Origin of the sequence: Pseudophaeobacter sp. (assembly GCF_048267565.1) — a bacterium.
GTDB classification, from domain to species: Bacteria; Pseudomonadota; Alphaproteobacteria; order Rhodobacterales; family Rhodobacteraceae; genus Pseudophaeobacter; species Pseudophaeobacter profundi.
Map to the genome: position 1 here is coordinate 333,354 of NZ_JBLWXG010000004.1, position 14,116 is coordinate 347,469.

Below are 14,116 nucleotides of genomic sequence, written 5' to 3' on the forward strand. Positions count from 1 at the left end.
AATTGCATCTGCCAATAGGCTACTTGTGGGTTACTTGCTGGGAAACTATGCGAGCAAACAGCTTGTCGCAATGTCTTTTGCGCTCGCCCCTTTTCCTTGGCTGCCGATCTGATAAACGACTGGCAACATGTTTTGCAAAGGGCTTGTGCAGGATGGCAGATCGTTTCCGGGTAACTCTGGCGCAATTGAACCCCACGGTTGGGGATCTTGCAGGCAATGCAGCAAAGGCACGCGAGGCCTGGGCCGTCGGCTTGGCCGCAGGGGCCGATCTGGTCGCCCTGCCAGAAATGTTCCTGACTGGCTATAACACTCAGGATCTGGTGCAAAAGCCCGTATTCCATCAGGCCGCTATGGCGGCAGCGGCGCAACTGGCGCAGGACTGTGCTGCGGGGCCGGCCCTGGCCATTGGCTGCCCCTGGGTCGAAGAGGGCAAGCTGTACAACGCCTATCTGATCCTCAAGGACGGCAAGATTGCATCGCGCTGTCTGAAGCATCATCTGCCCAATGAGACGGTTTTTGATGAGATGCGGATCTTTGATGCCGGGCCGCTGGCGGGGCCCTATGTGGTGGGGGATGTGCGCATCGGATCGCCTATCTGCGAAGATGGTTGGCACGAAGACGTGGCCGAAACCTTGGCCGAAACGGGCGCTGAATTCCTTTTGATCCCAAATGGTTCGCCCTATTATCGCAATAAGATGGAAGTGCGGCAGAATCACACGGTGGCCCGCGCGGTCGAAACCGGCCTGCCGGTGATCTACCTCAACATGGTGGGCGGGCAGGACGATCAGGTCTTTGACGGTGGTTCCTTTGTGCTGAACCCGGATGGGGCGCTGGCGCTGCAGATGCCGGTCTTTGACGAAACCATCACCCAGCTTGATCTTGTCCGCACCGAGGCGGGCTGGCGCGCGGTCGAAGGCGAAAAGGCCCATTTGCCGGATTCCTGGGAGCAGGATTACCGGGTGATGGTGGAATCCCTGCGGGACTACATGGGCAAGACCGGGTTCAAAAAGGCGCTTCTGGGTCTGTCCGGCGGGGTGGATTCCGCCATTGTCGCCGCCATCGCGGTCGATGCCATCGGGGCCGACAATGTGCGCTGCGTTATGCTGCCGTCGGAATACACCAGCCCTGAATCACTGGAGGATGCCGAAGCTGTGGCCAAGGCACTGGGGGTGCATTACGACTATGTGCCGATCGCCGAGGGGCGCAGCGCCATCTCCAACACTCTGGCACCGTTGTTTGCGGGCTATGATGACGATCTGACCGAAGAAAACATCCAGTCCCGTCTGCGCGGGTTGTTGCTGATGGCGATGTCAAACAAGTTTGGCGAGATGCTCTTGACCACCGGCAACAAATCCGAGGTTGCAGTGGGGTATGCCACCATCTACGGCGATATGAACGGCGGCTACAATCCGATCAAGGATATGTATAAAACCCGCGTGTTTGAAGCATGTCGCTGGCGCAATGCCAACCACCGCCCCTGGATGATGGGGCCTGCCGGCGAGGTCATTCGCCCCAATGTGATCGACAAGCCGCCCTCGGCTGAGTTGCGCGAAGATCAGAAGGACAGCGACAGCCTGCCGGATTACCCCGAACTGGACGCCATTCTGGAAATTCTGGTCGATCAGGACGGATCCGTTGCGGATTGCGTTGCCAAAGGTTTCGCGCGCGAAACAGTCAAGCGGGTAGAACATCTGATCTATATCAGCGAGTACAAACGCTTTCAGTCGGCGCCGGGGGCACGGTTGTCACCGCGGGCCTTTTGGCTTGATCGACGCTACCCGATTGTCAATCGTTTTCGCGACATGTCGTAACTATTGTCTCGCGATCAGGCCGACCCCCGGCCGGAAGAGGTGATGAATTCGCCTGTTTTCAAATGATTTATCCGGAACTGCCCCGCCCCAGGAAGCTGACGATGCGTCCCAAAGATCACATTTTGTTCTTCTGCCATCGGTGGGCCGTTTTGCCCCCTAGACCGGCTGTCATTGGCGCGGCATAGACCTCATCATGCCAGGATTGAAACTGCCATATTTCCCAGCCGATCTTGCTCTGCCCAAACGTGTTGACGTGGTTGTGGTGGGGGGCGGCATCATTGGGGCCTCGACCGCGCTGGAACTGGCCGAACGGGGCCATTCTGTCTTGCTGTGTGAAAAGGGCCAGATCGCGGGCGAACAAAGTTCGCGCAATTGGGGCTGGGTGCGGATCTCGCAGCGCGACCCGCAAGAACTGCCCTTGATGCGAGAGGCGCTGCACCTTTGGGATGGGCTGGAGGCGCGCACCGGCCACCCAACCGGCTATCGGCGCTCTGGTATCCTGTTTACCGCAGACCGCAGTCGGGAAGAGGCAGATCTGGAACGCTGGGCGCCACATCTTGCGGCGATGGATCTGCCGGGCCAGATGCTGCGCGGCGATTTTCTGCGCCAGGTGATGCCCGGTTATCAGGGCAAAGCGATCTCTGGCTATTATACGCCGCTGGATGGGCGCGCCGAACCGCAGCTGGCGACCCATGCCATCGCGCGGGCGGCCCAGGCGGCAGGGGCCAGGGTGATGACCGAATGCGCGGTGCGCTCAGTCGAAAGCGAAGCCGGGCGCATCAGCGGCGTGATGACCGAGCGTGGCCGGGTGGCCTGTTCGGCCGTGGTGGTGGCAGGCGGGGCCTGGTCGCGGCTGTTCCTGGGGAATGCCAGGATCGCACTGCCGCAGTTGAAAGTGTTGAATTCGGTGTTGCGCACCTCACCAGTGCGGGGCGGGCCTGATTGTTCAATCTGGTGTAATGGCTTTGCCCTGCGCAAGCGGCAGGATGGCGGTTATACCATTGCCAGTGGCAGTGAAAACATTGTCGACATTGTCCCCGACTCATTGCGGCTGGGGCTGAAATTTCTGCCCAGCTATCTGCAAGAGTGGCGCTCTATCCAGTTCCGATTTGCCGGGTCGGGGCGGTGGCGCGAAGAGGCGGCGCAGGACCGGCGCTGGTCGGCGCAGCAGACCACCCCCTTTGAAACCTGCCGGGTGCTGGATCCAGCGCCTTCGCAAAAGGCGATCAAACAGGGCTGGGACGCAGCACAACGGGCCTTTCCTGTCCTACGGGGCTGCGACGTGGTGCAAAGCTGGGGCGGGCTAATTGACGTGACGCCGGATGCGCTGCCGGTGATTTCGCAGGTGGATGATCTGCCGGGGCTTTTCATCTCTACCGGATATAGCGGCCATGGCTTTGGCATTGGTCCCGCAGCGGGGCGGCTGACTGCGGATCTGGTTACGGGTGATGCGCCCATTGTTGATCCGCATGGCTTTCGCCTGTCGCGCTTTGGCAAAAAGAAATAACCTGCCAGCCTATCCCATATACAGACAAGCAAGACTGGTCGGCGATGGGATAGGCTGGCAGAGAGGCGCCGGGCACAAAAGGCCCGGATCAGCCCGTCCGGGCAATTGTCAGCCCATCATTTGATAGCTTACCGGCACAAAGCGGAACCCGCTGTCGCGCGTTTCAACATATCCTGCTGCAGGAAAGGGCATGTGGTAGCCGATCATCGGCGTGCCGGTGCTGGCCAGCATGTCCAGTATCCTGCGGCGAGAGCGCGTCGCTGCCTCTTTGTCCATGTCGAATTTGACCTCCCAGTCGGGATGGGCAAAGGACCAGACATAGTGGTTGGCCAGATCTGCGGTTAGCATCAGCTGCTGTCCGCCGCTTTCCAGCATATAGCCCATATGGCCGGGGGTATGACCAAAGCTGGCCATGGCGCTGATCCCTGATGCGACGCTGTCGCCGTCTTCCATGAAGGTCAGCTTTTCGGCAAAGGGCGTTACCTTCTGGGCCATCAGATCGCCGACCCGGTTGCCTTTGTCCTGGCCGCGCCAGAAATCAAACTCTTGTCGGCCAGTGATATAGCGGGCCTTGGCAAAGGTTTCTGCGCCATCCGTTGTCATGCCGCCGATATGATCCGGGTGCATATGGGTCAGGACAACAACGTCAATATCCTGCGGTGTCAGGCCGACCTCTGCCAGGGCCATCTGAATGCCGCCCTGGCCCAGGCCCGTGTCGAACAGGATCTTTTCCGCGCCAGTATCCACCAGCGTCGGGGTAAAGAAAAACTGCGCCATATCGGCTGGAATGAAGTTCTGCTTTGAGGTGGCGGCAAATTCTTCATCTGTTGCGCCGCCGCCAAAAATTGCTTTGGCGCCGTCCACGGGGCGGCTGCCATCAAGCAGGGTGGTTACGGTAAAGCTGCCGAGTTTGAAGCTACGGCTATGGGAGGCTGGCGCCCTGGCCATCTCGGTACTGTCGCTGGCAGCAAGGGTTGGGCGGGCCGTCGCCGCAAGGGGCAGGGCGGCAGCTGCGGCAAGGGCGGAGCGTCGGGTGAAGGTTGCGGTCATCGAAGGGTCCTCTCTGTAGGGGCAGCAAGGCGGGAGTGTGCTTTCAGGATCGCTTTGGGATGTGCTGGCTTTGGCATCCAGCTCGATGCTAGCCTTGCCTTGAGCAAAACAAAGGGATTTCGGCGAAAACTCACGCAATTGTGCACGCAAGGTGGCATCCCAGAGGCGGTGGCATCCAGTGTGGCAGCGGTAATCGCCATGGCTATGTGTGTCTTGATGTGTGGCAGGCCGACAGGGCCGGGCTGAGACTGGCAAAAACTGGACAAAGCCAGCCTCATGTGACATGGGCAAGGCAACAGGAGACATCTGATGACCACCACCCGTTTTGCCCCGTCGCCCACCGGCTATATCCATGTTGGCAATCTGCGCACCGCGCTGATGAATTATCTGATCGCCCGCAAGGCTGGCGGCAGTTTTATTCTGCGCATCGACGACACCGATCCCGAACGCTCCAAGGAGGAGTATGTCGATGCGATCAAGCAGGATCTGGAATGGCTTGGCCTGACCTGGGACCGGATTGAACGCCAGTCTGACCGCCTGGACCGTTATGTTGCCGCCGCCGATGAGCTGCGCAGCATTGGCCGGTTTTACGAGGCCTTTGAAACCCCGACCGAGCTGGATCTGAAGCGCAAGAAGCAGTTGAACATGGGCAAGCCACCGGTTTATGACCGGGCCGCGCTGGCGCTGTCAGAGGATGAAAAAGCCGCCCTGCGCGCTGAACGCGGTGATGGCGTCTGGCGGTTCAAGCTGGACCATGAACGCATCGAGTGGAAAGACGGCGTCCTGGGTGATATCTCGATTGATGCATCCTCGGTGTCGGATCCGGTATTGATCCGGGGCGATGGTCAGTTCCTGTATACTCTGGCCTCGGTTGTGGATGACACCGAAATGGGCGTGAGCCACGTGGTGCGCGGTTCGGACCATGTGACCAATACCGCGACCCAGATCCAGATCATCAAGGCGCTGGGCGGCACCGTGCCCGAATTTGCCCATCACTCGTTGCTGACCGGCCCGCAGGGCGAAGCACTGTCCAAACGTCTGGGCACCCTAGCACTGCGTGATCTGCGCGAGGCGGGCGTACAGCCCATGGCTCTGCTGTCTCTGATGGCGCGGCTGGGCTCTTCCGATCCGGTTGAAGTGCGCAACGAGATGGCAGAATTGATTGACGGCTTTGACATCAACCGCTTTGGTGCTGCGCCAACCAAGTTTGATGTCGAAGACCTGTACCCGTTGACTGCCCGCTATCTGCAGTCGCTGTCGCTGGAGGATGTAAAACCTCATATCGACGCGCTTGGCGTGCCCGCGGACAAGCAAGAGGCCTTTTGGGCGCTGACAAAAGAAAACATCACCACGCTGAAGGATCTGGCCGGCTGGTGGGAACTCTGCTGTGAGGGCGCCGAGCCGCTGATCGCCGAGGAAGACGCTGAGTTCATCGCCGAGGCCATGGCGCTGCTGCCGGAAGGCCCCTACGACGAAACCAGCTGGAAGAGCTGGACCACCGCCGTCAAAGAGGCAACCGGGCGCAAGGGCAAGGGACTGTTCATGCCGCTGCGCAAGGCGGTCACCGGGCGCGAACGTGGCCCGGACATGAGCGCACTTTTGGCGCTGATGTCAGTGGTGAAGGCACGCGGCTAGAACGCGCAGGGCCCAGGCCCCTATGCGGGGAATGACAGGGCAGGGATGACAGATACAACAGGCGGTGCCGAGCGCGCCGCCTGTTTTGTTTGTGCCTGGCGCCTATGCCTGCCTATGCCTGGGGGATGATTTTCGACCCCAGGTCGGCAAGATAGCGATCCACCAGTGCGGTTTCAGAGGCGGATAGCTGCTGGTGGCGCGGGTATTTCGGTGCGGTCCGGTCATTCAGGATCGGGGCATCCCAGCCCAGGGTGGTAGAGAAAAAGTCATCCACCCCCGCCGCACCAAAGATCTGCAAATGCCCCTGCACGACCACATCAAGATAGCTCAGCAAAATCGGGTGCCGGGTGTCGTCTTGGCTCTGGCTGTGTGGGGGCACCGAATAAAACGAAATCTCTGGGCTGCGTGACAGGTCGTGGCTGATCAACCCGTTGCCTGGCAGGCGATCATAGGCGAATTCGCGTTCGTCCAGCGCCTGCCAATCGGCATTGGGAACGGCCGCGATCAGCCCGTCTATCTGCACCTGCGGCGCCGGCACCACGCTCAGGAAGGCTTCGTCGCGCAGGGCGGTATGGCACCAAATGCGCTGCCAGCCGCTCAGTCGGGCAGGCTGAGGGTCGAGGTAGTCATGGGTGGCGGTGTTTACCAGGCTGCCATAGCCAAAGAAATAGGGGTGGGGCATCATGCGATCGTCATTCCATTGTTAAAACGCTGGGTGATTGATGTATGTCAAACTTCTTTTTCGCGGGCTGTGCAATATAGCATGATCGAAAACTAGGGCGGAGCCAGACCATGCGAATTACCAAAAGGACCAATATCGCCGTACGCCTCTTGATGTACTGTGCCGCAAATGAAGAGCGTCTGGTGACAAAATCCGAAATCGCCGAGTGTTGCAATATCTCTGAAAATCATTTGGCGCAGGTGATCAACCAACTCAGCCAATTGGGGTATCTACACACCCAGCGCGGCCGTAACGGCGGCATGACGCTAGGGCGGGACCCGGCGGAAATCCAGATTGGTCAGGTCTTTCGCCATGTCGAAGGCGCGCTGCCAATTGCCGAATGCTTTGCGGATACCGACAATACCTGTCCGCTGGCTTCGGCCTGTCGCCTGAAGCTGGCCCTGTCAGAGGCGGCGCAGGCCTTCTATCGGTCGCTGGATGATCTTTCGGTTGCAGATCTTGTCTGTGGCAACGTCGACTTGCTGCGCATTCTTCAGCCGGTGGCCTGTGGTACAGCGGCAGGGGTTGCTACTGCAAATGCCAGGCCACAGGCCGCGCCTGCCGCAGGTTAATCGCGGGTGCGCAGAATGCGCGCAGGCCGGGCTGCCAGGGGCCGCCAGGCAAAGATCAACCCGGCCAGCAGTGTGGTCAATACCCCGCCTGATATGACTGCCAGCGCATTTGGCCAGATCACCACAAAGCTGGTTTCAAAGACATAGTGGTTCACAGCCCAGGCCCCGCCTATCCCTGCGGTCAGTGCCACCGCCGCAGCCCCGGCGCCCAGGATGATTGAGCGCAGGGCAAAACTGGCAAGGATTCGCGCCCGCGACGCGCCCAGGGTTTTTAGCAGCGCGGCCTCGTAGCGGCGTGCCGGTTCCCCGGCGGCGGCGGTGCCCAGAAGCACCAGAAACCCGGTCAACAGGGTGGCCGCCGCGCCATAGCTGGTGGCTGCCGCAAGCTGGCGCAGAATGTCAGACACCCGGTCGATGGCATCGCGCACCCGGATGGCGGTGATATTGGGCATCTCGCGGGCCAGATCGCGCAGGATCTGCGCTTCGGCTTCGGGCGCGGCATAGACGGTGGCAATGAAGCTGTGTGGCGCGCCCGCCAGGGTGGCCTCGTTCAGCGTCAGTACAAACCCCATGCCGGCGGTGGAAAAATCCACATTGCGAAAACTGGTGATTTCGGCCTGGATATCGCGCCCCAGCACGTTCAGCGTGATGGTATCGCCCAGGCTAAGGCCGAGTTCTTCCGCTTCTTCGGCGGCAAAGCTGACCTGTGGCGGGCCGGTGTAATTCTCGGGCCACCAGCTGCCGGCCACTACCTCTGTGCCCTTGGGCTGGGCGGCGGCATAGGTGACGCCGCGATCACCGCGTACCACCCAATGATCGCCGGCCACCTCCTGCGCGGGGGAACCGTTTATCTTGGTGATGACGGCGCGCAGCATGGGGGCGCTTTCGACCTTGCTGACTGCCGGATCGGTTTCAACCCGCTTCAGGAAGGCAGGCATCTGGTCGCGTTGAATATCAACAAAGAAATAGGACGGGGCCACATCGGGCAGGTTGCCCGCGATGGCGCGGCGCATATTGCCGTCGATCTGGCCAATGGCGGCCAGAACCGTCAACCCCAGCCCCAGGGCCAGCACCGCAGGCACCGCGCCATCGCGGGCTGTACCGATGGCGGCCAGCGCCCAGCGAAGCGCCGGTCGGCCACGGCTCAGCCTTGTACCATGGCGCGCCAGCCAGCCCAGGCCAAGCGCCGCAAGCAGCAGCACCAGCAAGGCCCCCATCAGCCCGCCCGCCGTCCAGAGCGTCAGCTCAGGCGCGCCGGAAAACCAGGCGGCAGATCCCACCAGCAGCACCAGCGCCAGCGCAGTGGTCAGGATATAACGCGGGGCGGGCAGGTGGCTTTCCTCGCCCAGGGTGCCGCGAAACAATGCGGCGGCGCGGATCCGTTCTGCCCGCGCCAGCGGCCAGAGCGCAAAGATGAAGGCCGTCAGAAAGCCATAGAGCGCCGCCTCAACCAGGCTGCCAGGGTAGAGCGCAAACAGCGCCGGAAAGGGCAGCTGCGCCGCAATCAGCGGCCCCAACAGAACAGGCCCCAGCCCACCAAGCCCCAGCCCAATGGCAACCCCCAGCAGGGTCAGCGCCCCAATCTGCAAGAAATAGGTCAGAAAGATCACCCGCCGGTCGGCGCCCAGCGTGCGCAGAGTGGCAATGGTGGTGGTCTTGGTGGCCAGATAGGCGCGCACCGCCGCCGAAACCCCAACGCCGCCCACCGCCAGGCCGGACAGGCCCACAAGCACCAGAAACCCACCCAGCCGTTCGACAAAAGTGGCAATGCCGGGGGCACCATTGCGGGCATCGCGCCAGCGCATGCCGCTGGCTTCAAATTGGGTGCGTGCCTCGGCCTGCAGTGCATCCAGGTCACTGTCTGCCGGTAGCGAAAGCCGGTATTTGGTGGAAAACAGTGATCCCGGTGCCAACAGCCCGGACTCTTCCAGCGCCGGACGGGCCACCAGGGTGCGTGGCCCCAGCGCAAAGCCCGAGGCGGCGGCGTCCGGTTCGGTCTTGATGGTGGCCATCAGGACAAAATCCTGGGTGCCAAAGCGGAGGTGATCACCGGGGCGCAGCCCCAGCCGGTCGGCCAGAACCGGCATCATCGCCACCCCCGGCAATCCATCCCGGCCTGCCAGCGCATCGGCCAGCGGCATCTCGGGCGTGAGCGCGATCTTCCCCTCCAGCGGATAGGCGTCATCTACCGCCTTGACCTGAGTCAGGGCGCGCTCTTCCCCCAGAGTCGCCATAGAGCGGAATTCGACAATCTCTGACACGGCGGTAGAGTTTTTTGCCATCCAGGCGCGTTCCTGCGCATTGGCAAAGCGATAGGTAAAGGTCAGTTCGGCATCGCCGCCCAGCAGGCTGGCTCCTTCCTGTGTCAGCCCCGCCTCGATCGAGGCGCGGATAGAGCCGATAGCGGCGATCACCGCCACCCCCAGTGCCAGACAGGCCAGAAAGATCCGAAAGCCTTTTACGCCGCTGCGTAACTCGCGCCGGGCAAAGCGCCAGGCCAGCGACAGGGATTGCCCAAAGGAGGTCGCCGCTGTGGCAGGGCCGCTCCCCGTCATTCGGCGGCCTCTGTTGCCTGTTGTGGTGCGGCCAGTTGGCCATCGCGCAGGCGAACCACCCGGTCGCAGCGCGCGGCCAGTTCTGGCGCATGGGTAACCATGATCAGCGTGGCCCCGGTGCGGTCGCGCAGACCAAAGAGGAGATCCATCACCGCCGCGCCATTGGCCTCGTCCAGGTTGCCGGTGGGTTCATCCGCCAGCAGGATTGACGGGCGTGGTGCCAGGGCGCGGGCCAGGGCCACACGCTGCTGTTCTCCGCCAGACAATTGGGCGGGGAAATGCCCGGCACGATGGCCCAGCCCGACAGCCTCCAGCTCGGCCTGGGCAAGGTCAAAGGCATCGCGCCGACCGGCCAGCTCTAGTGGGGTTGCGACATTTTCCAGCGCTGTCATGGTGGGGATCAGATGGAAGCTCTGGAAGACCACACCCATGTGGGCACGGCGAAATCGGGCCAGGGCGTCTTCATCCATGGCGGTGAGATCCTGACCCAGGGCGGTGATCTGACCACCTGTTGCCAGCTCGAGCCCGCCCATCACCATCAAGAGCGAGGACTTCCCCGACCCCGAAGGCCCGATCAGGCCCAGAGTTTCACCTTTGCGCACATCCAGCGATATCCCGCGCAGAATTTGCACCGGCCCGGTATTGCCATTCAGCGTTAAAGACGCATCTTTGAGGTGAAGAACGGGTGGTTCTGTTTCGGTCATGAAGCTGCGCCTGTGAAATACACTCTATCGGATATGGAGCATTTAGCGCGATGCGCAAGGTTTTGGCCCTGTTGGGATTGATAATTTCTGTAAACGTTGCGGCCCAGAGCCAGGCAGAGGATCTGCGGATCACCGCCTTTGGCGACAGTCTGGTGCAGGGCTACGGGCTGCCACAGGGGCAGGGCTTTGTGCCGCAGTTGGCCGCCTGGCTTGAGGCGCAGGGGGCCGCGGTGACGCTGAACAACGCCGGTGTGTCGGGGGATACTACCGCAGGCGGGGCCGCCAGAGTTGACTGGACGCTGGCGGATCAGCCGCAGGGGCTGATTGTGCTGCTTGGGGGCAATGATCTGCTGCGCGGTCTGCCCGCCGCCGAGGCCCGCGCCAACCTGCGCAAAATCCTACAGGCGGCGCAGGCACGCAATGTTGAGGTCCTGTTGATCGGCATGCGGGCGCCGGGCAACTATGGCCCGGAATACAAAGCTGCCTTTGATAGCATTTATGCGGATCTGGCGCAGGAATTTGGCGCGCTGCTGCATGCCGATGCCTTTGCCGGAATTCGCGCTGAAACCGGGCAGGATCCGGCGGCGGCACAGGCCTATATGCAGGCGGATAACATTCACCCCAATGCCAAGGGCGTTGCGCTGAATGTGGCCGCAGTTGGGCCTGCGGTCATGACCCTGCTGTCGCGTCTGTCCAGCCCCGAGGAAAACGGCTAGGGGACAAGACAAGGGGCAAGGGGGGGGGGACGCAAAAGCGGCCCCAAAAAATCAGGGCCGCCAATAAAAATGTTTTGGGGCTTAAAGCAGCGCGAGATCAACCGCGGATTCACGGCCATCACGACCGGGCTGCATTTCGTAGCTCACTTTTTGGTTGTCCGCGAGGCCTGTCAGACCGGACCGCTCTACTGCGGAAATGTGAACAAATACATCGCTTCCGCCGCTGTCAGGGGCGATAAAGCCAAATCCCTTGGTGGTGTTGAACCATTTGACGGTGCCAGTTGCCATCGTCTCTTCTCCTAGTTTCTTCTCACGCTTTCTGCCCGCAACATGCGGCAGTATGGCTTGCTCATTCTGGTGGTAGCCCATCCATCAGGGATAAATATCACCCCCTTTATGACCTCGCGATGACAGCATTGGACAGAAGCGGCTTTCGCGCAAGAAAAAATCGTCACCCCCCCTTTGTGCGGGGGGTGCCGGTGTCTATGTTACCGGGGCTGTTGCAGAAATTTCTTTTGCATGATTATTCTTTTGGCGATTTTCCGGGGCTGCCTGGTGCATTATGTCGGGCTTGCTGACCTATTTTCGGGTCTACAAAACCGTAACTTTGGTGCCCAGCGGTACCCGCTGATAGAGGTCGGTAACATGTGAATTCAACATGCGGATGCAGCCATTCGAGGCTGAGGTGCCAATGGTTTCGGGCTGGGTGGTGCCGTGAATGCGAAAGTAGGTATCCACCCCGTTTTGATAAAGATAGAGCGCCCGCGCGCCCAGCGGGTTGTCCGGCCCACCGGGCTGTACGTAGCTGTTATCGACAAAGCGCTGGTAGATGCGCGGGCTGCGTTCGATCATTTCCTGGGTGGGACGCCAGCCGGGCCATTCACGTTTTCGCTGGATGATGGCGCTGCCGGTGAATTCCAGCCCAGCCTTGCCAACCCCCACGCCATAGCGGATTGCCTTGCGCTGTTCGGTGACAAAATAAAGGTAGTAGGATCGCGGCAGGATCAGGATTTCGCCGGGTTGGTAATCTTTCTTGATCCTTACGTATTGCGGTGTCGGGTCAAAAACGGGTGCCGGTTTCGCGCGGGCGGGCATGGCAAGGCCCGACAGGGAGAAGGTCGAAACGGCTGCAAGAGCGGAGGTGGAAAAAACGCGGCGAGAAATCATCTGAACCTCACATTTTGGAACATACCTGCCTGTATATCTTGTGGTGCTGGTACCATTCCGTCAAGACGGCGAGGGGCAGGGAGGCTGGGCAGCGCTGGACCTTGCAGATTGCAGCAGCGCGCCTATGATCGCGCCGATTACCTGCACTGGGAGCGTTGTTATGGCGGAAAAAACCCTGACCTGCCTGGCCTGTGGCCAGTTGAATCGAGTGCCCGAGGCACGGCTGACGGCGGGCCCCAAATGCGGCAGCTGCGGCGCGGCGCTACTGTCAAAGCAGCCGACGGATGTGGATCCGGCGATCCTGCAAAAGGCGGTGCAGAATGATGATCTGCCATTGATTGTGGATTTCTGGGCGCCCTGGTGCGGGCCCTGCAAAATGATGGCACCAGAGTTCACCAAGGCAGCCCGCAAGCTGACCGGTCAGGCCCGTTTGGTCAAGCTTGATACCCAACGGCATCAATCCACCGGTGGGCGCTATCGGATCAAGGGGATCCCGACCTTGGTGGCCTTTGAACGGGGCAAAGAAAAAAGGCGCCAGTCGGGCGCCCTGCGTGAAGGTCAGATTGTTGCGTGGGTCAAAGCGCGTTAGCGCCGCCGGGCCCAGAGGCCGAAAACTGCGGCTCGGGAGTGCTGCGCAGTACCAGGATGCCAATCGCCAGCGCGGCAACGCCAACGCCGGTGCCGGAGTAAAGCAAGAGGCTGTGCCAGATGTGCAGATCAAACAGGGTAAAGCCTGTCACAGCCGTGACAAGGCCAACGAGCGATCCAAACATGATGCTGACAAATGCCATTGTGTCTCACCTTTTCCCAAAGATCTTGGCTCTAGCTTAGCGCGGCCCTGTCCTTTCAATACAGTTTGAAAAGGTTAAGATTTTCTTCAAACCCTTCCGGTTTTTGCATGGCGCATAAGGAATATTTGGCAAGGTGTTACAAATAATCCCAAAAATACATGATCACAGTGGGGGAAGACCCCTGTCGATGTTGGATTATTTTGACACGAGCGCCACACCATCCCTTGGTTTTGGCATCCGGCCACGACCCTGTTGCAGGACATGGGCGAGTTCATGCACCAGAAAATCGGCTTTCTTGGCGCTGGCGGGTTTGGCAAAATAAACGTCATTGCCAATGGTAAAGGACTTGGCTTTCAGCTTTTTGCACAGATCCTTGGCGTTGCCGCCGACATGCAGTTTGACGCGGGATAGCTTGCTGCCGAAATGCGCCTCTAGCCCCTTGCGCAGATCACCGGGCAGTTTGCGGCTCTTGGTGCCTTCGGGCGCGGTGTCGAGCCTTTTTCGTTTGGCTTTCCTGCCTCTCAGGGCCTCGACCTGACTGGTGATCTCTGCTGCGGTGATGGGCATGGGCAGGGGGCCTTTCAAAAATGATACTGTTTAACCGTCGTTGGAAAAAGCGACGCGCCTGTATGACGTGCCCGTAGGATAGCGCGCGGGGGGCAAAACGCCAAATGCGTCTTTGCCGGCGAAGGGGCCAGGGCTGGGCCTTGCCTGCGGCGAGACTGTTTTTGGAAAAGTGGAAGGGGGGCGGCGTCGACACGCCCGGCGGGCTGTAGCTGACCCGGCAATGAGCGGCGGGGCGTGCAACATCCAGGAAGGTTCCCACCGGAAAGGGAGCGTCCCGCAGGGGGCCGTGGCAGTAGATAAGCGGGGGCGGCCGAAGACGG

Annotated in this window: 14 protein-coding genes; 6 read left to right on the forward strand and 8 right to left on the reverse strand. The window is 60.8% G+C overall.

Annotation, left to right across the window (positions count from 1 at the left end; genetic code table 11):
- Positions 1 to 152 precede the first annotated feature (152 nt).
- Positions 153 to 1,811 carry an NAD+ synthase gene (locus ACN0VH_RS12385; protein ID WP_417700751.1) on the forward strand — a complete coding sequence of 553 codons (1,659 nt, stop codon included), beginning with the start codon at positions 153 to 155 and terminating at the stop codon, positions 1,809 to 1,811.
- 193 nt (positions 1,812 to 2,004) lie between these two features.
- On the forward strand, positions 2,005 to 3,318 hold the full coding sequence (locus ACN0VH_RS12390; protein WP_417700752.1) for an NAD(P)/FAD-dependent oxidoreductase: 1,314 nt from the start codon (positions 2,005 to 2,007) through the stop codon (positions 3,316 to 3,318).
- Between the two features lie 108 nt (positions 3,319 to 3,426).
- On the opposite strand, the gene ACN0VH_RS12395 is transcribed toward ACN0VH_RS12390, so the two are convergent.
- Complete coding sequence (locus ACN0VH_RS12395) at positions 3,427 to 4,368, reverse strand: MBL fold metallo-hydrolase (protein ID WP_278923585.1); 942 nt, start codon at positions 4,366 to 4,368, stop codon at positions 3,427 to 3,429.
- A 309-nt stretch (positions 4,369 to 4,677) separates the two neighbouring features.
- Here ACN0VH_RS12395 and gltX point away from each other — a divergent pair, with 309 nt between their 5' ends.
- Entirely contained in the window at positions 4,678 to 6,003 is a 1,326-nt protein-coding gene (gene gltX / locus ACN0VH_RS12400) for a glutamate--tRNA ligase (protein WP_417700753.1), read from the forward strand.
- Positions 6,004 to 6,115: 112 nt separating this feature from the next.
- Here the strand turns inward: gltX and ACN0VH_RS12405 are convergent, their stop codons facing one another.
- Positions 6,116 to 6,685, reverse strand: coding sequence for a gamma-glutamylcyclotransferase family protein (locus ACN0VH_RS12405; RefSeq protein ID WP_417700785.1), 570 nt, complete (start codon positions 6,683 to 6,685; stop codon positions 6,116 to 6,118).
- A gap of 110 nt (positions 6,686 to 6,795) precedes the next feature.
- Between ACN0VH_RS12405 and ACN0VH_RS12410 the strand changes: the two genes are divergently transcribed.
- Positions 6,796 to 7,296 carry an RrF2 family transcriptional regulator gene (locus tag ACN0VH_RS12410; protein WP_417700754.1) on the forward strand — a complete coding sequence of 167 codons (501 nt, stop codon included), beginning with the start codon at positions 6,796 to 6,798 and terminating at the stop codon, positions 7,294 to 7,296.
- On the opposite strand, the gene ACN0VH_RS12415 is transcribed toward ACN0VH_RS12410, so the two are convergent.
- Both ACN0VH_RS12415 and ACN0VH_RS12420 read right to left on the reverse strand, forming a co-directional pair.
- Entirely contained in the window at positions 7,293 to 9,851 is a 2,559-nt protein-coding gene (locus ACN0VH_RS12415; RefSeq protein WP_417700755.1) for an ABC transporter permease, read from the reverse strand. The two genes, ACN0VH_RS12410 and ACN0VH_RS12415, sit on opposite strands and share 4 nt — an antisense overlap.
- Positions 9,848 to 10,555 carry an ABC transporter ATP-binding protein gene (locus tag ACN0VH_RS12420; protein ID WP_417700756.1) on the reverse strand — a complete coding sequence of 236 codons (708 nt, stop codon included), beginning with the start codon at positions 10,553 to 10,555 and terminating at the stop codon, positions 9,848 to 9,850. The genes ACN0VH_RS12415 and ACN0VH_RS12420 overlap by 4 nt, the downstream gene beginning before the upstream one ends.
- Positions 10,556 to 10,605: 50 nt before the next feature.
- On the opposite strand from ACN0VH_RS12420, the gene ACN0VH_RS12425 reads away from it, so the two are divergent.
- The gene (locus ACN0VH_RS12425; RefSeq protein ID WP_417700757.1) at positions 10,606 to 11,271 is read left to right on the forward strand and encodes an arylesterase; all 666 of its coding nucleotides are present in this window, start codon (positions 10,606 to 10,608) and stop codon (positions 11,269 to 11,271) included.
- 81 nt (positions 11,272 to 11,352) lie between these two features.
- Here ACN0VH_RS12425 and ACN0VH_RS12430 read toward each other — a convergent pair whose 3' ends face one another.
- Positions 11,353 to 11,559 carry a cold-shock protein gene (locus ACN0VH_RS12430; protein WP_027241328.1) on the reverse strand — a complete coding sequence of 69 codons (207 nt, stop codon included), beginning with the start codon at positions 11,557 to 11,559 and terminating at the stop codon, positions 11,353 to 11,355.
- Positions 11,560 to 11,862: 303 nt separating this feature from the next.
- The gene (locus tag ACN0VH_RS12435; protein ID WP_278923579.1) at positions 11,863 to 12,438 is read right to left on the reverse strand and encodes a L,D-transpeptidase; all 576 of its coding nucleotides are present in this window, start codon (positions 12,436 to 12,438) and stop codon (positions 11,863 to 11,865) included.
- Positions 12,439 to 12,598: 160 nt separating this feature from the next.
- Here ACN0VH_RS12435 and trxA point away from each other — a divergent pair, with 160 nt between their 5' ends.
- Complete coding sequence (gene trxA, locus ACN0VH_RS12440) at positions 12,599 to 13,027, forward strand: thioredoxin (RefSeq protein ID WP_417700758.1); 429 nt, start codon at positions 12,599 to 12,601, stop codon at positions 13,025 to 13,027.
- On the opposite strand, the gene ACN0VH_RS12445 is transcribed toward trxA, so the two are convergent.
- The gene (locus ACN0VH_RS12445) at positions 13,014 to 13,229 is read right to left on the reverse strand and encodes a hypothetical protein (protein WP_278923577.1); all 216 of its coding nucleotides are present in this window, start codon (positions 13,227 to 13,229) and stop codon (positions 13,014 to 13,016) included. The genes trxA and ACN0VH_RS12445 overlap by 14 nt on opposite strands.
- A gap of 195 nt (positions 13,230 to 13,424) precedes the next feature.
- A complete protein-coding gene (locus tag ACN0VH_RS12450) occupies positions 13,425 to 13,796 on the reverse strand; it encodes an eCIS core domain-containing protein (RefSeq protein WP_417700759.1) in 372 nt (123 codons plus the stop codon).
- Positions 13,797 to 14,116: the final 320 nt, after the last annotated feature.